General features: G+C 47.2%; 20 protein-coding genes and 1 other RNA gene. 15 read left to right on the top strand and 6 right to left on the bottom strand.

Features of this window, described 5'->3' with window-relative positions; translation table 11 throughout:
* Positions 1 to 8 precede the first annotated feature (8 nt).
* From ACZ5DR_RS00685 to gspM, 11 genes are all read left to right on the top strand, one after another.
* Complete coding sequence (locus tag ACZ5DR_RS00685) at positions 9 to 1,910, top strand: hypothetical protein (protein WP_464543842.1); 1,902 nt, start codon at positions 9 to 11, stop codon at positions 1,908 to 1,910.
* A gap of 61 nt (positions 1,911 to 1,971) precedes the next feature.
* Entirely contained in the window at positions 1,972 to 2,910 is a 939-nt protein-coding gene (locus tag ACZ5DR_RS00680; RefSeq protein ID WP_377364887.1) for a hypothetical protein, read from the top strand.
* Between the two features lie 27 nt (positions 2,911 to 2,937).
* Positions 2,938 to 4,425 carry a type II secretion system ATPase GspE gene (gene gspE, locus ACZ5DR_RS00675; RefSeq protein WP_377364889.1) on the top strand — a complete coding sequence of 496 codons (1,488 nt, stop codon included), beginning with the start codon at positions 2,938 to 2,940 and terminating at the stop codon, positions 4,423 to 4,425.
* The gene (gene gspF, locus ACZ5DR_RS00670) at positions 4,425 to 5,630 is read left to right on the top strand and encodes a type II secretion system inner membrane protein GspF (protein ID WP_377364891.1); all 1,206 of its coding nucleotides are present in this window, start codon (positions 4,425 to 4,427) and stop codon (positions 5,628 to 5,630) included. The genes gspE and gspF overlap by 1 nt, the downstream gene beginning before the upstream one ends.
* Before the next feature lie 43 nt (positions 5,631 to 5,673).
* On the top strand, positions 5,674 to 6,132 hold the full coding sequence (gene gspG / locus ACZ5DR_RS00665; RefSeq protein WP_377364893.1) for a type II secretion system major pseudopilin GspG: 459 nt from the start codon (positions 5,674 to 5,676) through the stop codon (positions 6,130 to 6,132).
* Positions 6,133 to 6,140: 8 nt separating this feature from the next.
* Complete coding sequence (locus tag ACZ5DR_RS00660) at positions 6,141 to 6,614, top strand: pilus assembly FimT family protein (protein WP_377364895.1); 474 nt, start codon at positions 6,141 to 6,143, stop codon at positions 6,612 to 6,614.
* On the top strand, positions 6,595 to 6,978 hold the full coding sequence (gene gspI / locus ACZ5DR_RS00655) for a type II secretion system minor pseudopilin GspI (protein WP_377364897.1): 384 nt from the start codon (positions 6,595 to 6,597) through the stop codon (positions 6,976 to 6,978). The genes ACZ5DR_RS00660 and gspI overlap by 20 nt, the downstream gene beginning before the upstream one ends.
* Positions 6,975 to 7,604 carry a type II secretion system minor pseudopilin GspJ gene (gene gspJ / locus ACZ5DR_RS00650; RefSeq protein WP_377364899.1) on the top strand — a complete coding sequence of 210 codons (630 nt, stop codon included), beginning with the start codon at positions 6,975 to 6,977 and terminating at the stop codon, positions 7,602 to 7,604. The genes gspI and gspJ overlap by 4 nt, the downstream gene beginning before the upstream one ends.
* Positions 7,601 to 8,578: a type II secretion system minor pseudopilin GspK gene (gene gspK, locus ACZ5DR_RS00645; RefSeq protein WP_377364901.1), complete on the top strand. Its 978-nt coding sequence runs from the start codon at positions 7,601 to 7,603 to the stop codon at positions 8,576 to 8,578. Before gspJ ends, gspK begins: the two co-directional genes overlap by 4 nt.
* Positions 8,579 to 8,595: 17 nt before the next feature.
* Positions 8,596 to 9,723: a type II secretion system protein GspL gene (gene gspL / locus ACZ5DR_RS00640; protein WP_377364903.1), complete on the top strand. Its 1,128-nt coding sequence runs from the start codon at positions 8,596 to 8,598 to the stop codon at positions 9,721 to 9,723.
* Complete coding sequence (gene gspM / locus ACZ5DR_RS00635; protein WP_377364905.1) at positions 9,720 to 10,238, top strand: type II secretion system protein GspM; 519 nt, start codon at positions 9,720 to 9,722, stop codon at positions 10,236 to 10,238. Before gspL ends, gspM begins: the two co-directional genes overlap by 4 nt.
* A gap of 9 nt (positions 10,239 to 10,247) precedes the next feature.
* Here the strand turns inward: gspM and ACZ5DR_RS00630 are convergent, their stop codons facing one another.
* The 3 genes from ACZ5DR_RS00630 to ACZ5DR_RS00620 form a co-directional block, all read right to left on the bottom strand.
* On the bottom strand, positions 10,248 to 10,814 hold the full coding sequence (locus ACZ5DR_RS00630) for a 5-formyltetrahydrofolate cyclo-ligase (protein ID WP_377364907.1): 567 nt from the start codon (positions 10,812 to 10,814) through the stop codon (positions 10,248 to 10,250).
* A gap of 6 nt (positions 10,815 to 10,820) precedes the next feature.
* Positions 10,821 to 10,998: non-coding RNA, 6S RNA (gene ssrS / locus ACZ5DR_RS00625), on the bottom strand.
* Between the two features lie 124 nt (positions 10,999 to 11,122).
* A complete protein-coding gene (locus tag ACZ5DR_RS00620) occupies positions 11,123 to 11,416 on the bottom strand; it encodes a cell division protein ZapA (protein WP_377364909.1) in 294 nt (97 codons plus the stop codon).
* 142 nt (positions 11,417 to 11,558) lie between these two features.
* On the opposite strand from ACZ5DR_RS00620, the gene prfB reads away from it, so the two are divergent.
* The 3 genes from prfB (at position 11,559) to hisC (ending at position 15,368) form a co-directional block, all read left to right on the top strand.
* A protein-coding gene (gene prfB, locus ACZ5DR_RS00615; protein WP_377364910.1) for a peptide chain release factor 2 occupies positions 11,559 to 12,654 on the top strand; the annotation gives its coding sequence in 2 pieces (ribosomal slippage) (positions 11,559 to 11,630 and positions 11,632 to 12,654; 1,095 coding nt in all).
* A 38-nt stretch (positions 12,655 to 12,692) separates the two neighbouring features.
* Complete coding sequence (lysS, locus tag ACZ5DR_RS00610; protein WP_377364912.1) at positions 12,693 to 14,195, top strand: lysine--tRNA ligase; 1,503 nt, start codon at positions 12,693 to 12,695, stop codon at positions 14,193 to 14,195.
* A gap of 120 nt (positions 14,196 to 14,315) precedes the next feature.
* Positions 14,316 to 15,368 carry a histidinol-phosphate transaminase gene (gene hisC / locus ACZ5DR_RS00605; protein ID WP_377364914.1) on the top strand — a complete coding sequence of 351 codons (1,053 nt, stop codon included), beginning with the start codon at positions 14,316 to 14,318 and terminating at the stop codon, positions 15,366 to 15,368.
* 82 nt (positions 15,369 to 15,450) lie between these two features.
* Here the strand turns inward: hisC and dxs are convergent, their stop codons facing one another.
* Genes dxs through ACZ5DR_RS00590 form a run of 3 tightly spaced genes read right to left on the bottom strand, consistent with a single transcriptional unit; the run spans position 15,451 to position 18,504 of the window.
* Positions 15,451 to 17,334 (bottom strand): 1-deoxy-D-xylulose-5-phosphate synthase, encoded by a 1,884-nt coding sequence (gene dxs, locus ACZ5DR_RS00600; protein ID WP_377364916.1) that lies wholly within the window; start codon positions 17,332 to 17,334, stop codon positions 15,451 to 15,453.
* Positions 17,335 to 17,383: 49 nt separating this feature from the next.
* A complete protein-coding gene (ispA, locus tag ACZ5DR_RS00595; protein WP_377364918.1) occupies positions 17,384 to 18,265 on the bottom strand; it encodes a (2E,6E)-farnesyl diphosphate synthase in 882 nt (293 codons plus the stop codon).
* Complete coding sequence (locus ACZ5DR_RS00590; protein ID WP_377364920.1) at positions 18,265 to 18,504, bottom strand: exodeoxyribonuclease VII small subunit; 240 nt, start codon at positions 18,502 to 18,504, stop codon at positions 18,265 to 18,267. The genes ispA and ACZ5DR_RS00590 overlap by 1 nt, the downstream gene beginning before the upstream one ends.
* Before the next feature lie 171 nt (positions 18,505 to 18,675).
* On the opposite strand from ACZ5DR_RS00590, the gene pomA reads away from it, so the two are divergent.
* Positions 18,676 to 19,431, top strand: coding sequence for a flagellar motor protein PomA (pomA, locus tag ACZ5DR_RS00585; protein ID WP_377364922.1), 756 nt, complete (start codon positions 18,676 to 18,678; stop codon positions 19,429 to 19,431).
* Positions 19,432 to 19,435 lie beyond the last annotated feature (4 nt).

Raw genomic sequence — 19,435 nt, 5'->3', positions numbered from 1 at the left:
TTGCTAAAATGAATTTTAAGAAAACTTCTATTGCATGCAGTGTTGCAGCGATGTCTCTAGCTTTGATCAGCTGCGGTGGAGACAGTGGCTCCCAAGATTCTGGTGCTAATTCCAGTACTTCTTTTACTGGGCTTGTGGTTGATGGTCGTATTGCTAATGGTACCGTTTGGGTCGATTTGAATGATAATGGTGCGATTGATTCTTTCGAACCATATGCTAATACGGATGAGGATGGGTATTTCTCTTATCGCCCTGCTATTGGAACAGAGGAAGCAATTAATTATTGTCAGTTAGATGACAGTCCATATTGTTTGAATACCGCAGCAGTTCAAACATCCGCAAAAATTAAAATCGCTGGCGGGACCGATTTAGATTCAGGCGAACCCTTCTACGGAATAATGAGTCAGAATGTTACCAAGGCTCAGGCTGAGGAATATGCTTCTGGATCAAGAGTCCCAATGTTATCTCCATTGACAAGCCTTGGTTCATCTTTAACTGATGCTCAGTTGAAGACTCTTTTGGTTACTTTAGGTGCCATGACTAGCACCGATACCTTGTCTACGATTCTAGAAACAGATTTTAGTGATCGTGATGGTATGACTACTGAAGAGGCTACAACGAAAGAAAAGCTATTTAAGGTTGCATATCGTTTACAGAAAGTAATCGATTCTATTGCAGTGATTCTAGATGCCGCCGCGGATGAAGCGGGAATTGAACTGGGTCTAACTTCTGATGATAAACCCGGGGTTAAATCCACATCTGAGTTTGTTGCGGTTGCCTTGGCAGAAGCTTTGAATGGCGATAATTCATCCGTTACTGCTAGTAGCTTGGACGCATTAGACGATGATGATCTTACTGCTATTGCTGATGCGGCGTTAGATAAGTTCGCAGAGAAATATGCTTCGCTTGATGATTCAGAATCTGCGGCATCAGTGAAAGCTAAGTTTACTAACGTTGTTACACTTGATGATGTTGGAGATGTGGCTGATACCGTTGACAGCAGCGTTAAAAGCTCTACAGGGAGTTTAGACTTCACAAGCACTAGTCTGGAGTCTGCTTTCAAGAAGGCAGTGGTTAAGTCTGAAACAGTGCTAGCTCAAACCAAAACACAGTCTAAAGACATCGCCAAAGGAACATCTGGTGCCAAAGCAACAGTAACTACCGTATCTCAAAATGTAGAATCAGCTAACTTTAATACAGCACTGGATGCTGCGATTACGGATTCAAATGTTGATGGTGTAACCATTGATGTGGGTTTATTAGCTAAGGATGTTGAATCTAAAAGCTCAACTGATTCATACACAAGCTCAGTTAGCGACTCTACGCTCGCGGATGTTCCTGATTCCCTTTGGGCAAACCGTTTCCTAGCTATGTCTGGGGTGGACGATGCAAGTAATTCAGCTTCCGAAAAAGGCCGTGTAATATTCTTCTTTAGCGGAGAAACGGACTCTGCTACTAAAGGTAGTGTTGATGTATGTTATGCCTTTGACTCTGGTGTAGGAAGTAGTGATGATGATCAGCTTGGCTCCATGCAAGGTTCTACTTGGTCTAAGATCTCTGATGGTGTAGTTCAAGTTACTACTTCTTATGGTAGTTTCCAGATCAAAGCTTACCGAGTAGAGGCTGTAGCTAGTGGGGATCAGAGTCAGTATCTAGGTTTGGGTACTGCAGGATCCCCAGGTACTGGAGATTATGGTAAATTCCTGTTTTCTTCTGAAGCGTTTGATCAAAACGCGACCTGGTATTCTGATTTCAGTGGCGACTCTACTGATACGACCTTTGCCGGGTGGGGGCTTAGAACGGCTACTTCTGTGCCTAAATCTGATAGCGCTTGTAAAACATTTGGATTTACGGACGGGTCAACAACCTACAATAATGTTCTAACAACAAATCTTACTATCACTGAATAAAGAAGATGTAAAAAAAGCCGCCAACGTTAAGTTGGCGGCTTTTTTGTGGAGCTTTTATCTTATGAAGAAAATTCTTTTAGCTGGCCTCGCCCTGTCTGGCGCAGTGCACGCGGATATTAATAACGAACCTTTTACCTACATTGGTTTTGCTGGCGGTACTCTGACTTATAAAGAGAGCGGAACGGTAACAGGCAATGTTAATTTTGAAACGAACCCTTCCAACTTTCAGGTGTTTAACTACTCTGGTGGTTACACTGCAATAGGTGAAAGAACGGGCTTTTATATTAATACTGTCAGCACTCTTTATGCTTCAACAGATGATGAGTCTTGGACGTTTAGTAGTCCAAATGGTTCTGGGGAACACCAGAAAAACAAAATGACTTCTAATCATAATGCCATTGATTTGTTGTTTGGCTATTTAATGGGGAGTGGGCATCAGGTAATTGCTGGGGTTGGGTACCGTCGTAATTTGATGGACCGTAATAGTTTCCAGGCAGGTTCAGATGTTGATACGTTTAATGATGTGCGTTACGCAGGAGAGACAACCTCGCTAACTGAATCTGAGTACGATTCAAAATACGGTTTATCCTTTGTAGACGGTCAGATCGTTAACTATACCGAGACATTTACAAGTTTCATGGCTCAAGTGGGTTACCGCTATGATACGCGTTTTAAATCCGCTGATACGGGTGCCCGTTGGCAATTTGGAGCAACTTTAGGGGTGCCAGTGTACTACGAAGCGATCAACACGTCGAAGCCACAGTATAACTTTTCATCTATGTTCGATGGCTACAATATTGATGCGTACGTAGGTTACGGTTGGCGCTTTACTGAAAACCTAGGTGTTTTAGCTAAAGCCAATTATTCTTATCGCTTACGTGGAGAGCTGAAAGAGAATATTGGTTATAACTCAGAATTAAACCGTAACCGTTATGCCATCATCCCTGAAAACATTGTCAGTTTTTGGAATGTGGGGTTAAATGGTTACTGGAATTTCTAGTTAAACTCTCTTAGCGCGGCTAAGGATGTGTCGTTGTCTGCTTTAACCTATTCATTTGTGAAAGAGAACGGCGTTTTGTTATTTCAAGACGCCGATCAGTGGGTGCTCGCCCATAAGGCGAGTGCATCCCTTGCTGCCCTCAATGAAGGGCTTCGTGTGAGTCCTATCATCCCTCAAATTCGCTTGTTAGAAGCGGATGCTTTCGATGCTGAAGTGGTGAATTTTTATCAACGGGAAGGTGGTCAAACCTTAGCGAACGTTCAGGGCTTGGGTGATGATCTCGAGTCCGTTGCAGATGCCATTCCCGAGAATGAAGACTTGCTCGAGAATGAAGGTGATGCCCCTATTATTCGTTTGATCAATGCCATCTTAAGCGAAGCGATCAAAGAAGGCGCTTCGGATATCCACATTGAGACCTTTGAGCGCCGCCTACAGGTGCGTTTTCGTGTGGATGGTGTGTTGCGAGAAGTAGTTTCACCTAAACGGGCATTGGCGCCAATGCTGGTGTCGCGCATTAAAGTTATGGCGAAACTTGATATCGCAGAAAAGCGGGTACCTCAGGATGGTCGAATCCTGTTGCGCATTTCAGGTCAAGATACGGATGTTCGTGTTTCTACCTTGCCGTCCACCCACGGCGAGCGGATCGTGATGCGTTTGCTATCAAAGCAAGCTGGTAAGTTGGATCTTAGTCATCTTGGAATGGGGGATGGAGATCGACAATTAGTCCGCCAATTATTAGATCAGCCCCATGGTATTTTGCTCGTTACTGGCCCCACTGGCTCGGGCAAAACCACGTCTTTGTATGCTTCTTTAACGTATCTTAATGATGGCAAGCGTAACATCATGACTGTGGAAGATCCGGTGGAGTACCACATCGAGGGTATTGGCCAGACCCAAGTGAATACCAAGGCAGATATGACTTTCGCCCGTGGGCTAAGGGCAATTCTCCGTCAGGACCCTGATGTGGTGATGATCGGTGAGATTCGAGATAAAGAAACCGCTGAAATCGCTGTGCAGGCGTCCCTAACAGGGCACTTGGTTTTATCCACACTTCATACTAACAGTGCAGTGGGCGCGATTACTCGTCTGCAAGATATGGGGGTGGAGCCATTTTTGTTGTCCTCTTCTGTAGTGGGGGTGTTGGCCCAAAGGCTAGTGCGTCGTTTGTGTGATCACTGTAAGGCCCCGGTCGAAGCGGACGACACAATGCGGTCACTCATGGGTGAAGAAGAGCCAATGACCTTATATCGTCCTGTGGGATGTGATGCTTGTCATCACCAAGGTTTTAGAGGGCGTTTAGGGCTCTATGAAATCATAGTAGTGGACGACGTATTGCAAGAAAAAATCCACCAAGGTGCGGGTGAACAAGACATGGCCCGCTATGTGCGTACCATTCGTCCAAGCCTGAGAGCCGATGGATTAAACAAAGTACGTGCAGGACTGACGAGCCTTGAAGAAGTGTTGCGTGTCTCTAATGAAGACGTACAGCCCTTAACCGATGTAGAGCACCTCTGATGGCAGCTTTTGAATACCAAGCCTTGACCCCGTCAGGCAAGAAAAAAAAAGGTGTTCTAGAGGCGGATAACGAGCGCCATGCTCGTCAAAAGCTCCGTGATATGGAGTTGGTGGCCCTACAAATCCGCCAAGGCAAAGCCTTAACGGACAAACCGTCTCTGTTCTCGCCTGCTATTTCTATTAAAGACCGTGCTCTGGTGACCCGCCAACTGGCTACCTTGATTGATGCTGGGCTTCCCATAGAAGAATCCCTAGCGGGTGTCGCAAATCAAGCGGGTAAGCAAAAGACTCGCGCCATGTTGCTGGCGATTCGTTCAAAAGTGTTGGAGGGCCAACCTTTGGCGGCTGCCATTGGTTTGTATCCTAAAGCCTTCCCAATTTTGTATCGTGCAAGTATCAAGGCTGGGGAAGAGTCTGGCCATTTAGCCGCCGTGTTAATGGCGTTGGCAGATTTTTCCGAGCGCACACGGGCTAACAATCAAAAAGTACAAATGGCACTTTTGTACCCTGCTATTTTGACCTTGGTCGCTATTTCAATCGTGGTATTTTTGCTGGGCTCAGTGATGCCAGACATTGTCTCTGTGTTTAATAAACAGGGCGCTGAATTGCCTGGTATCACTCAGGTGATGCTGGGAGTCAGTGATGCCATAAGTGATTATGGACAAGTGATCTTATTGGCATTCGCTGGGTTACTGGTTTGCTATGCTTGGTTGATCCGAAAACCTAGGATCAAATCCGCTCAAGATAGCCTCCTTTTAAAGGTTCCTTTCATTGGTCGCTTTGTTAAGACGATTCAGATCACCCGTTATATAGGGACTTTAGCCATGCTAACCAGCAGTGGCGTTGCTTTAGTTGAGGCCATGAATATCGCTTCGCAAGTGGTAGAAAATGATCGTATGGCGCGCGCTCTGTTAGAAGCCAGAGATCGAGTTAAAGAAGGGGTGTCACTGGGAGACACCTTAAATGAAACTAAGCTGCTGCCGCCCATGATGCTGCAATTAATCATCAGCGGGGAACGCAGTGGCGAATTGGATAAGATGCTCAATAAAGCTGCTTACCAGCAGGAGCAGGACAGCAATAACTGGATTTCTGCCATGGTGGCTTTGTTTGAACCTATTATGTTGTTAGTCATGGGGGCCGTTGTCATGATGATAGTGATGGCGATTTTGTTACCCATAATGAATATGAATCAACTGTTAAACTGATTGCCTCTGCCCCAGAGCAATCGCGTCATTTAAGGAGTTAAAAATGACCTCAAAAGGTACTCGTAACATGAGTCGTCAAAAACAGAAGAAAAGCGGTTTTACGCTGTTGGAGTTGATGGTTGTACTGGTGATTTTAGGGGCGTTAATTGGCTTGGTTGCGCCAAATTTATTAGGGCGTTCAGATGATGCCAAGGTGTCAGTGGCCAAGACACAGATTCGAAACGTCATGTCAGCCCTAAGTCTTTATAAACTTGATAACGGCACCTTCCCGTCTACTTCTCAAGGCTTGCAGGCCTTAGTCACTAAGCCAACAGGTTACCCAGAGGCAAAGAATTGGAAGTCGGGAGGTTATATGCCGAAATTACCTCTTGATCCTTGGGGTAATGAATTTCTCTATGTAAGCCCGGGATCTGCTGGGGATTATGACCTTTTATCCCTCGGCTCAGATGGGCGCGAAGGGGGCGAGGGTGATGCAGCAGACTTGTCTCCGAGTGATTTATAAGGCGTCCAGTGGCTCGTCAAAATGCGTTCACCCTGTTAGAGCTTTTGATTGTGCTGGCAATCCTGGGGGGATTGCTCGGGTTAGTCACTCCTAATCTTAGTTTTGATGGAGAGGGGGCAAAGCTCGAGAGGGAAGCTTCTTCTCTACGACAGGCGTTGCAAAGCCAGATTGATCAAGCTTGGTTACAGGGGGAGTCCCGTTTTGTCGAGCTGGATGAGGGGGCGGTGAGCTGGTTTATTTTAAAAAATGGTAACTGGGAGCAAGAGCAAGGCCTATACCTATCTGATCAAATACGTTCCCGTTTATTACTCGATGAATCCCAGCTAAATAGTGCCGTTGGCGTTTTGGATGGGCCGGATTCCGTTGACCTAGTGATCTTGTCTAATGGGGAGTATTTGCCCTTTCAGTGGACATTAATCAGTGAGCAAGGCGATCAGCGTACTATCACGGGGGATGGCATTAATGCCTTGGCGCTTCAATAACCGTGGGTTCACTCTGATTGAGGTGCTGATAGCCCTAGTCATCCTAGGTCTGGTGGGGGTAGTACTCCTGCAAACGACACAAACATCCACCGATCAAAGCCGCTATTTAGCCAATAAGGTGATTGCTACCTGGGTGGCGAAAGATCGAGTTACGGCCATGCGGTTAAGTCTCCGTCAAGGTCAGTCTCCTGAGTTAGGTGATCAGCGTGTGGAGCAAGCGGGGCGGCAATGGCTAACTCGAATTCAATTGTCTAAGCAAACAGCCCAACTGGATCGTATTGAAGTGCAGGTGTTTTTGGGCTCTGAGATAACTCCTATGTATCGCCTAAGCAGTTATCTTCCTCATCTTGGAGACCGCCAATGAGGTCCGTTTCTAAGGGATTTACCCTCATAGAACTACTGATTGTATTGGGGATCTTAGGCTTTGTAGGGGCGGTCAGTTTTGACATGCTGAATTCATCTTTACAGCTTCAAAACCGTGTCGGAGCGCAGGGAAGTCAGCTAGAGAAGATTACTCGGGCGGTCAACTGGGTGCAGTCAGATGCGGAGCAATTTATCCAAAGACCCATTCGAGATGGGCTAGGTGAGGTGCAACCGGCATTAAGTATCCAAGAGGGGGCCTTACAGTGGACCCGAAGTGGTTGGAACAACCCATTAGGAGCAATGCGCTCTAGGTTGCAACGGGTTGAATATCGCAATACAGCCGACGGGCTGGAACGGCGCTTTTGGCGGGTGTTAGATCGTGATCAAACATCTCAGCCAGTATTACAGCAATTGGAAGGCATTCAAGCCATTCGTGCTCAGGTGTTAACAGCTTCCGGTTGGCAATCTAGCTGGCCCCTTGAAACCACTTTGCCCGGTGCAAGTGTCTTAACGGAGCAGCCAATTGCCCTGCGCATAGAGTTTAAAACAGAAGCCTTGGGTAGTTTCACGCGTTTAATTGAGCTCCCTGGTATTCCTTCAGAGGCGGTATCGGGAGGGGATCTATGAGGCGAGCTCGACAGCGAGGTGTGGCGCTTATCTTGGCGCTTATGGTGTTTGCCATTGTCAGCGGTATAGCGGTCAATCTTCTAAATACCATGGAGCAAACCCTAAGTGTTGCGGAGTTTGCCCAACGGGAAACCGCTCAAAAGGAAACCTTGTTGGGCGGGGAGGCTTGGGCTATGTCTTGGCTTGCCTCCGATGAGCTGGGATCAGAGTCTGAAGCGGGTATCAACTGGAGTGCCCCTTGGCAATGGACCCAGCAGGTGTTTCCGTTAGAAGGTGAGAATCGCCGTTTAGAGATACAGATCATTGAGCGACAAAGCTGTCTTAATGTGAATGCTCTAGGGGACGATGAATTAAGGGAGGTGACCCGCCAGCGCTTGCAGCGATTGTCTTCTGAGCTTTCGCTCTCGGATGACTGGGTGAACTATCTCACTGATTGGATAGATGCTGACCAGGATTGGTCAGCCAGTAGTAGCCGTGAAGATGAATTCTACCAAGGTAAACAACAACCCTATAGAACCGGGGATACGGCCATAGTGTCTGCGTCAGAATGGGAGCTTCTAGGCTTGGATGAAGCTGTCTTACAGGCCATTGCTCCTTATGTTTGTGCCTTGCCCAATGACGCAGGGGTTAATGTGAATCGAATGTCATCGGTGTTGATCAATGCTTTATTGCCGGATCTTGATGCGGACCAGCAGGAGCAGTTAGAGGCGCGCATTCAAACATCAGGGTTCATGACTCTAGATGATTTTCTAGGCTTAGAAGCCCTTGAAGATCAGCAATTGGTTGCAGAAAATTGGCGTGTCGATGTGCATTTTGTGGATGTGTACGTGACCTTTATGGATCAAGGGTACCCTTACTATTTGTATAGTCAGTTGGCGAAAACTGACGCGGGCGCAATAGTCCCTGTGGCTCGCGCCTTTGGGCCTTTTGACGTACTATCGAAAGCTTTACTGGCAGCGCAGGAATCAAATTAGATGCGGAGACGATCTTAGTGTTTAGATTGGTATTACAGTTAAATGAACTGGCGCAATCGGACTATTCTTATGATTGGTGGCTGTTTCTAGGTGCTGAACTGTCAGAGCAAGGGACCTGTGCGTGTCAACAAGACTTCCTTCAAAGTCTGGAACGGCTTATTCCAGATGTTTCCAAACGTAGTGAATTGATTGTCTTACCGCCTTCCTACCGTATTCATTATCGATTACTAGAGGTTCCCAAGCAGCAGTTGCGTCATATCCATCGTTTAACACCTTATTTGATGGAGCCTTTTGTAGGGGAAGCATTAGAAACCATGCATTTTGTGGCTCGTCGTGAAAAGAGCTCGGGTGTGTTTGTGGCAGGCGTATCGACTGAGCTGATGGAGCATTGGCAAGACATTAGCCAATCCGCCCAGTTTATCTCTAGCTTTGTTCTGCCTCCCCAGTACTTTGTGGCTTTAGAAACGACACAACAGGTGGCATTGGAAGGCGACCTGATGGCAGTGAGTCACATGCAAATTTGTCATGTTCCTGAGGTGTTACGTACTTCTCAGGAAGACGTGAAGCAAATCTCGGTGGGCGATATTGTTACTTTTTTGAACAAGGATTCCCAATGGCGTCAGGCATCCCTGTTACAAGGGGCTTTTTCCAATGCTCCAGCCCTAGGTAAGGGCGTTGCTCGTTGGGCTTGGGTAGCAGGCTTATGCATTATCGCCTTATTGGTTCAGACGGTTTTCAATTACCAGCAAGCGGATGCCCTAGATCAGGAGGCATACCAAGTTGAGCAGGCGGGTGCCCAGGCTTTTTTAAAGCTTGCGCCAGAGGAAGGGCGAGTAGTGAATTTAAATAGACAGATTCAGGCTCGTTTAAATGGCCAGATGAGTTCGCCTGAAGTGCAACGAACCCCCTATGAATTTTTAGTGGCTTTAGAAGAAGCGAGCGCTCAACTGACCTTAGGGAATGGTTTGCAGCAGGTTTCTTATCGGGATGGTGGTTATCGTTTTGAGTGGATTGTTACTAATCGAAGCCAATTAGAAAGGCTTCAAAATCAGCTGCGTGAAGCCGGTTTCCAAGCCCAATTAGCCCAAGTGATTCGTTCTGATCAAAGCTACCGGGGCGTCTTTGTCGTGCAGGGAGGTTTATGATGAAACAGTGGTTTGTTCAGCAGTTTCAACAAAGCCCAAGTCTGTATGCCATTTGGCTGGCTTTCTGCGCCCGCACTCAGCGAGAGCGTTTGTTGATCATGGTTGGCTTGGCGCTTCTTTTGGTCCTTGGGTTGTTTTATGGTGTTTGGCAACCGGCTTATCAAGCGAAGCTGGATGCACAGCAAAGGCTCACGAGGGCGAATGGGCAATATCAGCAATTGTTAGTGAATGCACAACAGATTGCTTCCAGTAAAGTTTCTGAGCCGACTTTTGAGGACAGAGATGGAACAGAGCTATTGCAGGTAGTGAACTTGGCATCAAGTCAGACGCAATTCGCTGCCGACCGGATTAACTTCGAAGGACAAGATAGCTTGCAGATCTGGGCCAGTAACGTGCCCTTTGCTCGGGTATCTGCTTGGTTGAATGCTTTAGGAGAGCAGCAAGTTATGATTGATGACTTTCAGCTAGAGCGAGTGTCTGACGGACAAGTGAATGTCCGTATCACTCTTGATTAATTAAATGGTCTAGCGCTCGCAGTTAATGAACCGAGTGGGCGTTAAGATTCCCGACAGGGGAACATCCCAGGAGGCCGTAGGTAATAGAGGGACCTCTTGGCAATCATGGGCTAAGCCAATGAGTTTTGTGGTGGCGGCTTTATGTTCAAAGGTTCGATCATAGAAACCACCCCCCATGCCTAGGCGATCACCTTTTTGATCGAATCCGACTAAGGGCATAAAGACCCAATCTAAGTCCGCTCCCGTAATGGGATTCGGGTCAATAGGCTCCAAAATACCAAAGCGATTCTTTTGCCAGTCAGAGTCTTGCTCATAACGAGCGAAAACAAGGGCTTTGCCATCCAGTACGGGAAGGTAAACTTGAATATTCTGCTGCCAGCACCATTGGCACAGGTCAGCAGGTGAGATTTCCCCATCATTAGCAAGGTATAGGGCGACTTTGTCATTGCTTTGAAGGGGAACTTGACTGCGCAGTACGTCTAATAAGGCAGACGCTGCGGCATCTTGTTCTCTATCGGAAAGTTGCTGTCGTCTAAGGCGAAGTTCGCTGCGAAGAGATTGTCGATCAGAAGACATAAAAAAGGGTTTCCCAAGTTGCCGTTTCGGCTATTGGCCTTGAACCCAGTGGTTCAAGGTGGAAATCACTGAGGGTCTTTAGGCTTTCCGTCGCACGGACATGCTCACCGAACCTACAGGCTCATTCCGGGGTATTGCTCATAGGCTCAAGGGCGTTAAGCCGCTTCGAACAACCCAGGAAACACAGCCATTATAGGGGAGATGTCGCGAAAAATCACCCGACTAAAAAACGGAGGTTTTTAGCTGCATGAAGATTTTTCGTGTAAAAAAATCTTATTTTAGCTTGCTTGAACAAACATTAAGCAGGCTTAACCCACTTTGCTGTGCTGACCAAGAGCTGAGTCTAGTTGCGAGGTTAGCTCACGCAATTGCTGTTCATTATTGCGTGCGTAACGTCGACTTGCTAGCAAATCATGGGACAAGTTTAAAGCCGCAATGATGGCAATTTTTTCAAGACCGATGACTTTTCCGCTTGCTCGTAATTCGCGCATTTGGTTATTCAGGTATTCTGCAGCTTCTTTTAATTCTGCTTCGTGACCTTTAGGGCAATTGATATTGAACGACTTGCCCAGAATGTCGACAGCAACAGTTGGCTTTTCCATGATATCTCCGACAGCCCGATAGGCGCTTAATGAATTGAATTTCCATTATTTTCGCAACGAATACATTTTATGCCGCAGGTAAATTCGTTACAATTGGCGATTACTTAAATCCACTGAAAATTTATAGCAAATTGACGAAAAAATGGAAATAAATCCGATACTTTTAAAGATCAAAGACCTGACTGAACGTACGAAAGTGCTTCGGGGGTATCTTTGACTACGATGTAAAGCAAGAACGACTCGAAGAAGTTAGCCGCGAATTAGAAGATCCTGATGTTTGGAATGACCCTGACTATGCTCAAAAATTGGGTAAAGAGCGGGCGTCCCTAGAAAATGTCGTCACCACAATCGATAACATGGAAGCGGGCCTAGAGGATGCTTCTGTCTTATTGGATATGGCGGTTGAAGAAAAAGACGAAGACTCGGTAGAAGCCGTTCAACTTGAGTTAGAGGATCTGGAAAGTCAGTTAGCGACTCTTGAGTTCCGACGTATGTTTTCTCAGGAAATGGACCCAAACCATGCCTTCTTGGATATTCAAGCAGGTTCCGGTGGCACCGAAGCACAAGATTGGGCCAATATGCTGCTGCGCATGTATTTGCGTTGGGGTGAGGACAAAGGTTTCAAAGTGGATTTGATTGAGGTATCCGCTGGGGAAGTGGCTGGTATCAAGTCTGCAACCGTTCGTTTTGAAGGGGAATACGCCTTTGGTTGGTTGCGCACCGAGACGGGTGTACATCGTTTAGTACGTAAATCGCCATTTGACTCGGGCAACCGTCGTCATACGTCATTTGCTTCTGTGTTCGTTTCACCAGAAATTGATGACAACGTGGAAATCGATATTAACCCTGCAGATTTACGTACTGACACTTACCGTTCATCCGGAGCGGGTGGTCAGCACGTTAACACTACTGACTCTGCGGTGCGTATTACCCACGTGCCATCGGGCATTGTGGTGCAATGTCAGAATCAACGCTCTCAGCATGCTAACCGTGACTTCGCCATGAAGCAGTTGCGTGCAAAATTATATGAAATGGAAATGCAAAAGCGCTCGGAAGCCGCTCAGGCGTTAGAAGACAATAAGTCTGATATCGGTTGGGGAAGCCAGATCCGTTCCTATGTGTTGGATGCCTCTCGCATTAAAGACCTACGCACTAGCGTAGAAACGTCCAATACAGGTGCCGTCCTAGATGGTAATTTGGATCAATTTATCGTTGCGAGCCTTAAGCAAGGCCTCTAAAGCACTAAACTTATTTTTAAAGAGTAGATAAACACATCATGTCTAACGAAACTCAAAACGAAGCAGTCGCAAATACTGAAGATAACCGTTTAGTGGCTGAGCGTCGTGCCAAGCTAGAAGCGATTCGCGCTGAGCGTAATGCTTTCCCAAATACTTTTCGCCGTGACGCCTACGCCGCTGATCTACAGGCTGAATTTGGTGAGCTAGAAAAGGCAGCCTTGGAAGAAAAAGATCATAAGGTCAGCATTGCAGGTCGTATCGTTCGTAACCGTGGTGCTTTCATGTTGCTTCAAGACATGACTGGTCAAATTCAAGCCTATGTAAACCGCAAAGCCTTGTCTCCTGAGCTGTTGGCTGAGCAGAAAACTTGGGACCTTGGTGACATCATTGGTGTGAGCGGTCCAGTGCACAAATCTGGTAAAGGTGACTTGTACATTGACATGCAAGAAGCCCAATTGCTCACTAAATCTTTGCGTCCATTGCCTGACAAACACCATGGTCTAGCCGACATGGAAATGCGCTACCGTCAGCGTTACGTTGATTTGATCGTAAACCAAGAGTCTCGCGAAACCTTCCAAGTGCGTTCTAAAATCATTTCAACGATTCGTCGTTTTCTAGAAGATCGTCGCTTCATGGAAGTGGAAACGCCAATGCTGCAAACCATCCCAGGTGGTGCTTCTGCACGTCCATTTGTGACACATCACAATGCCATGGACATGAGCATGTTCTTGCGTATTGCCCCAGAGCTTTACTTGAAGCGTTTGGTGGTAGGTGGTTTTGAGCGTGTGTTCGAGATTAACCGTAACTTCCGTAACGAAGGCGTATCTACTCGACACAATCCTGAATTCACTATGATCGAATTCTACCAAGCCTATGCGGATTACAAAGATCTAATGGATCTAACCGAAGACATGCTACGCACAGTGGCTGAGAAGGTTCTAGGTACGACTAAAGTGACTTACCAAGGTTCTGAGTATGACTTTGGTGCGCCATTTGTCCGCATGACCATGCTGGAGTCTATTCTGCACTACAACCCTGAGTTGACTGCGGAAGATTTGGATTCGGTGGAAAAGGCAACAGAAGTGGCTAAGAAACTGAAAATTGATGTTAAGCCAATCTGGGGGCTAGGTAAGCTTTGGACGGAAATTTTTGAAGAAACCGCTGAGCATAAATTGGATCAGCCGACCTTCATTACTGAATACCCAGCAGAAGTATCGCCTCTAGCCCGTCGTAACGATGACAATGAGTTCATTACTGATCGCTTTGAATTCTTTGTCGGTGGTCGTGAAATCGCAAACGGCTTCTCGGAGCTTAATGACTCAGAAGACCAAGCGGCACGTTTCCGTCGTCAGGTAGAAGAGAAAGATGCAGGTGATGACGAAGCCATGCACTACGACGCTGATTACATCAACGCTCTAGAGTACGGCCTACCACCGACTGCGGGTGAAGGTATTGGTATCGACCGCTTGGTGATGTTGTTCACCGATGCGCCGTCAATCCGTGACGTATTGTTGTTCCCACATATGCGCCCTCAGGACTAGTCCGAGGCCGGATAGTGAACTGATCAAAGTAATATGTATAAGGCCTCAATAGAGGCCTTATTTTGTTGTGATTGTAACGATGCACTGCCTAATAATAGGGGCAGCGTAGGAGCTAAGAGAATGAGCCGTTTCTGGACAGATAAGATCGCTTCCCTTGACCCATATGTACCAGGGGAACAGCCACAAGATAAGCAGTACATTAAGCTAAATACTAACGAAAGCCCATACAGCCCATCGCCGAAGGCGTTGGCAGCCATGACGGAACAAGTGAGCGAAAAGCTTCGCCTTTACCCAGATCCAAACTGTCAGACTTTGAAAAACGCTTTAGCCACCACTTATTCGGTTAAGCCAAACCAAGTATTTGTTGGGAATGGCTCTGATGAGGTGTTGGCGCTGGCGTTTATGGGCTACTTCACGGGGGATAAGCCCCTTGCGTTTGCCGACATTACCTACAGCTTTTATAAGGTGTACGCGAATCTATATGACATTAAGCCGCAGCTCATTCCTCTAACAGATACGTTTGATATTGCCCCATCTGACTACGAGAACTTAGATGTGTCTGGGGTGGTGGTCACCAACCCGAATGCGCCAACGGGTAAAGCGCTGCCTTTGTCTGACATTGAAAAGATTTTGCAGGCAAACCCAGATGTGGTGGTGTTAGTAGATGAAGCCTATGTGGACTTTGGTGCCGAAAGTGCAGTGACCTTAGTGGATCAGTATCCCAATCTGTTAGTGGTACAGACCTTCTCTAAATCCCGTGCTTTGGCTGGGATTCGTGTAGGCTACGCCATCGGTCACCCTGACCTGATTGATGGGCTAGAACGTCTGAAAAACTCATTTAACTCCTACCCGATTGATCGTATCGCCTTAGCGGGCGCCACGGCTGCGGTAGAAGATGGAAAGTACCTCCAAGACATCTGTGACAAAACCATTGCTACTCGAAGCTGGGCGGTAACCGAGCTAGAAAAGTTAGGTTTTGAGGTGTTGCCATCTGCGACAAACTTTGTGTTTGTGACCCATCCTGAGCGTAGTGCCGAAGCGTTATACTTAAATCTAAAAGAGCAGGGGATTCTTGTTCGTTACTTTGGTAATAAGCCAAGAATTGGCAACTACTTGCGTATTACCATCGGCACAGATGAAGAGATGGCGGCATTGATCTCAGCACTTAAATAAGTGTGGTCAGCTGATCATATCCCACTAAAAAAGGCGCCTCGGCGCCTTTTTTGTGAACGTTTGCTTTGTCCAAGCTAAACAGTTAGATCGCAGAAAGTTTAGTTTCGATGGCTTTTTGAATACCCTCTGCATCAAGGCCAATACGCTTCAGCATTGCGCTATGGCTAGCATGTTCTTCATATTGATCAGGTAGTCCCAAATGAAGTACAGGGGTGCAGATGTGCTGGCTTTGTAAGAATTCACTGACTCCTGAGCCCGCGCCACCCATGATGGCGTTTTCTTCTACTGTTACAAACAGCTTGGCCTCTTTATGCTGCAGCAGTGCGGCTTCATCCAGAGGTTTAACAAAGCGCATATCTATAAGCGTTGCGTCCAAGGCTTCGGCAGCCTGTTGTGCATCAAAAGTAGGTCGACCAAAACCGCAGATTACAATGCCACTCTGGCCTTCTCGAAGGGTGCGGGATTGTCCAATTTCTAGGGTTTCAAGGTTAGGGCTGATAACAGCACCACGTCCTGTTCCACGGGGGTAGCGTACGGCAGCAGGGCCTTGATGGGCGTAGCCGGTTTGCAGCATAGCGCGACACTCTGCTTCGTCTGAAGGCGCCATAGCAATCATGTTTGGAATACAGCGTAAGTAGCTTAAATCGTAAGCTCCCGCATGTGTTGGTCCGTCTTCACCGACTAGGCCTGCTCGATCAATCGCAAATAAAACATCGAGATTTTGCAGGGCAACATCATGGATGAGTTGATCGTAGGCACGCTGTAAGAAGGTCGAATAAATGGCTACAACAGGCTTTAGACCATCGCAGGCCATACCTGCCGCCAAGGTCACCGCATGTTGCTCGGCAATCGCCACGTCAAAGTAGCGAGTGGGGTAGCTGTCTGCGAACTCAATTAGGTCTGAGCCTTCTTTCATGGCTGGGGTAATAGCCACCAATTTTTCATCTTGCTCTGCTGCGTCACATACCCAGCGGCCAAAAACATTGCTGTATTTTGGGGGAGTTGGAGCTTTGGACTCATTGGACGGCTTTGGATCTGGCTCCACTTTGTTAATGGCGTGGTAGCCAATGGGGTCCCCTTCGGCTGGTTCAAAGCCTTTGCCTTTTTTGGTGATCACATGGAGGAACTGGGGGCCTTTGCGATCCTTAAGGTTATTTAGGGTTTGGGTCAAGAGTTCTACGTCGTGTCCATCGATCGGGCCAATATAATTAAAGCCTAACTCTTCAAACATGGTGCCTGGAGCCACCATACCTTTCATATGTTCTTCAGCTTTACGAGCCAGCTCTAACGCAGAAGGTAAGCCAGAGAAAACCTTACGGCCTCCTTCGCGGATGTTTTCGTAAGTCTTGCTGGCCCAAATTCGTGCAAGGGAACTAGATAGGGCGCCTACAGGCTTAGAAATGGACATTTCGTTGTCATTCAAAATCACCAGCATGTCGGCTTCCACGTCGCCTGCGTGGTTAAGTGCTTCGAAGGCCATACCAGCAGACATAGCGCCATCACCAATGATGGCGACCGCTTTACGTCCTGTGTCTAGTTGACGAGCCGCTAGGGCCATACCCAGTGCGGCACCAATGGACGTACTAGAATGACCAACGCCGAACGTGTCGAATTCACTTTCTTCCCGTTTAGGGAAGCCTGAAATACCGCCTTCTTGGCGAATGGTAAGGAGTGCGTCCCTACGTCCCGTTAGAATTTTGTGAGGGTAGGCCTGATGACCCACATCCCATACGATTCGATCTTCTGGTGTGTTGAAGACATAATGCAAGGCGACAGTTAACTCAATTACGCCAAGTCCAGCGCCAAAATGACCGCCCGTTTGGCCGACGCTGTAAAGCATGAATGAGCGCAACTCTCGAACCAGTGTTGAGAGCTCTTTTTTATCCAGATCGCGCAAATCCGCAGGCGTGTCTATTTGATCTAGTAAAGGCGTCAAGGGACGCGTTGTTGGTATCGTTTCGAACATGGGCACCAAAAGGTCACTTCAATGAGTCGTAAAATAGCGATGAATTATATCAGTGGTTGCGGGCAATAATATAGTTAGCCAGCTCTACTAATGGTCTTGCTTTGTCACCAAATGGGGCAATTTGTGCAACAGCTTCATCGTGCAGACGTTTTGCTAAGGCTTGCGCACCTTCTAAACCGAGTAATTTCGGATAGGTAGGCTTGTTGGCGTCTTCGTCTGAAAATTGGTTTTTGCCAAGCGTTTGGGTATCACTGGTGATGTCTATAATGTCGTCTTGAACTTGGAAGGCCAAGCCAATTGCGGCAGCGTAAGCGTCTAACGCATTCAAATCTGATTCGCTGCTGACGCCAACACTTTGCGCCCCCATTTTCACTGCGGCGCGAATCAAGGCTCCGGTTTTGTGGCGGTGCATTTGTTCTAGTGCAGTGATGTCGATCTGCTTGTCCACATTGGACAGGTCAATCATTTGCCCTGTGACCATGCCAAAGCGTCCAGAGGCGTTTTGTAGGGTTTGAATTAAGGTTAATTGAACCGTCGGCGCCTCCAGCTCTGGCTGGCTAAGTAGCTCAAAAGCAAAAGTCTGTAGTGCATCGCCTGCCAGAATAGCCGTCGCTTCGTCAAATTGAATATGACAAGTCGGTTTGCCGCGACGGAGGTTGTCATCGTCCATGGCCGGTAGATCATCGTGGATTAGGGAGTAGGCATGGATGCTTTCTACCGCCGCTGCACTGGCATCTGTTAAGGCATTCGCGCCACCAAACAGCTCGGCTACCGCATAGGTCAACATAGGACGTACCCGTTTGCCACCGTTAAATAAACTGTAGCGCATGGCTTGGTGAAGGTGGTCAGCAGGGGGGTAGGCATCCAGAGCTTGATCTAAATATTGGTCAACTCGATCCCGAGCATACTGGGAAAATTGCTCTAAGTTCACTATTCTGATTCCGGATCAAAAGGTTCTAGGCGTTCGCCTTCGTTGGTTTCAAGCAGTACTTGGACTTTTTGTTCAGCTTGAGTCAATACGGACTGACAGTCTTGACTGAGTTTGACACCTTTTTCAAAGGCTTTAAGAGCATCTTCTAATGACAACTGATTGGACTCAAGTTGTGCGACGATGCTCTCTAATTCAGATAGGTTTTCTTCAAAATGACGGACACTGGTTTTGCGAGACATAAATACTTCTCTTTTGGTAACCTACAATTTGTAACAGAATTCCGCTTATTTCTCGAGTGTTGTCACGCTCTGTATACAAAATTGTGACCTCAGCATAGGACGTGGGGCCAGTTATTGTTTAAAATGATTTTTAATTGAGTTGCATTATAGCTTTATTCGTAGGAGACGTGTGTGGATATCGCAACGTTAATTGGCCTCATAGGGGCTTTTGTAATCGTCATCATGGCCATTTTCTTGGGCGGTTCAGCAGGGATGTTTCTCGATCCTGCGTCCTGCTTGATTGTACTGATTGGTTCTACGTTCGTTGTGTTAATGCAATACCCTCTCTCCCAGTTCTTAGGAGCAGGGAAGTCGGCTGCTAAAGCGTTTATGTTTAAAAGCGTGCCTGTAGATGCTTTGATCGATGAAATCTATGGTCTTGCTGATGAGGCGCGTAAAGGCGGTTTGCTTTCCTTAGAAGGTAAAGAGGTGAGTCACCCATTTCTCTCCAAAGGTATTCAGATGTTGGTGGACGGTCATGACGGTTCCGTTGTCCGCAGCCAATTATCGCGGGATATGAATCAGGCCTTTGTACGCCATGATAACGGTGCCAAGATCTTTAAGGCATTTGGTGATACGGGACCTGCAATGGGGATGATCGGGACCTTGGTGGGTCTGGTACAGATGTTGGCCAACATGGATGACCCGAAAGCGATCGGTCCAGCCATGGCGGTTGCCTTGTTGACCACTCTTTATGGTGCCATGTTGGCAAACATGGTGTGTTTGCCGATCCAAGCCAAGCTACAAAACCGAGCTAACGAAGAGCTTTTGTGCCAAAAGCTTATTCTCGATGCGCTCTTAGCCATTCAAGCGGGTCAAAACCCTCGTGTCTTGGATGGTGCCCTGAAAACCTACCTTGCTGAAGGCAAGCGTGTTGAGCGTGAATAATCTT

The organism is Marinomonas vaga (assembly GCF_055388305.1).
The sequence above is the reverse complement of the archived record's forward strand: the minus strand, read 5'-3'. Positions and strand labels throughout refer to the sequence as shown.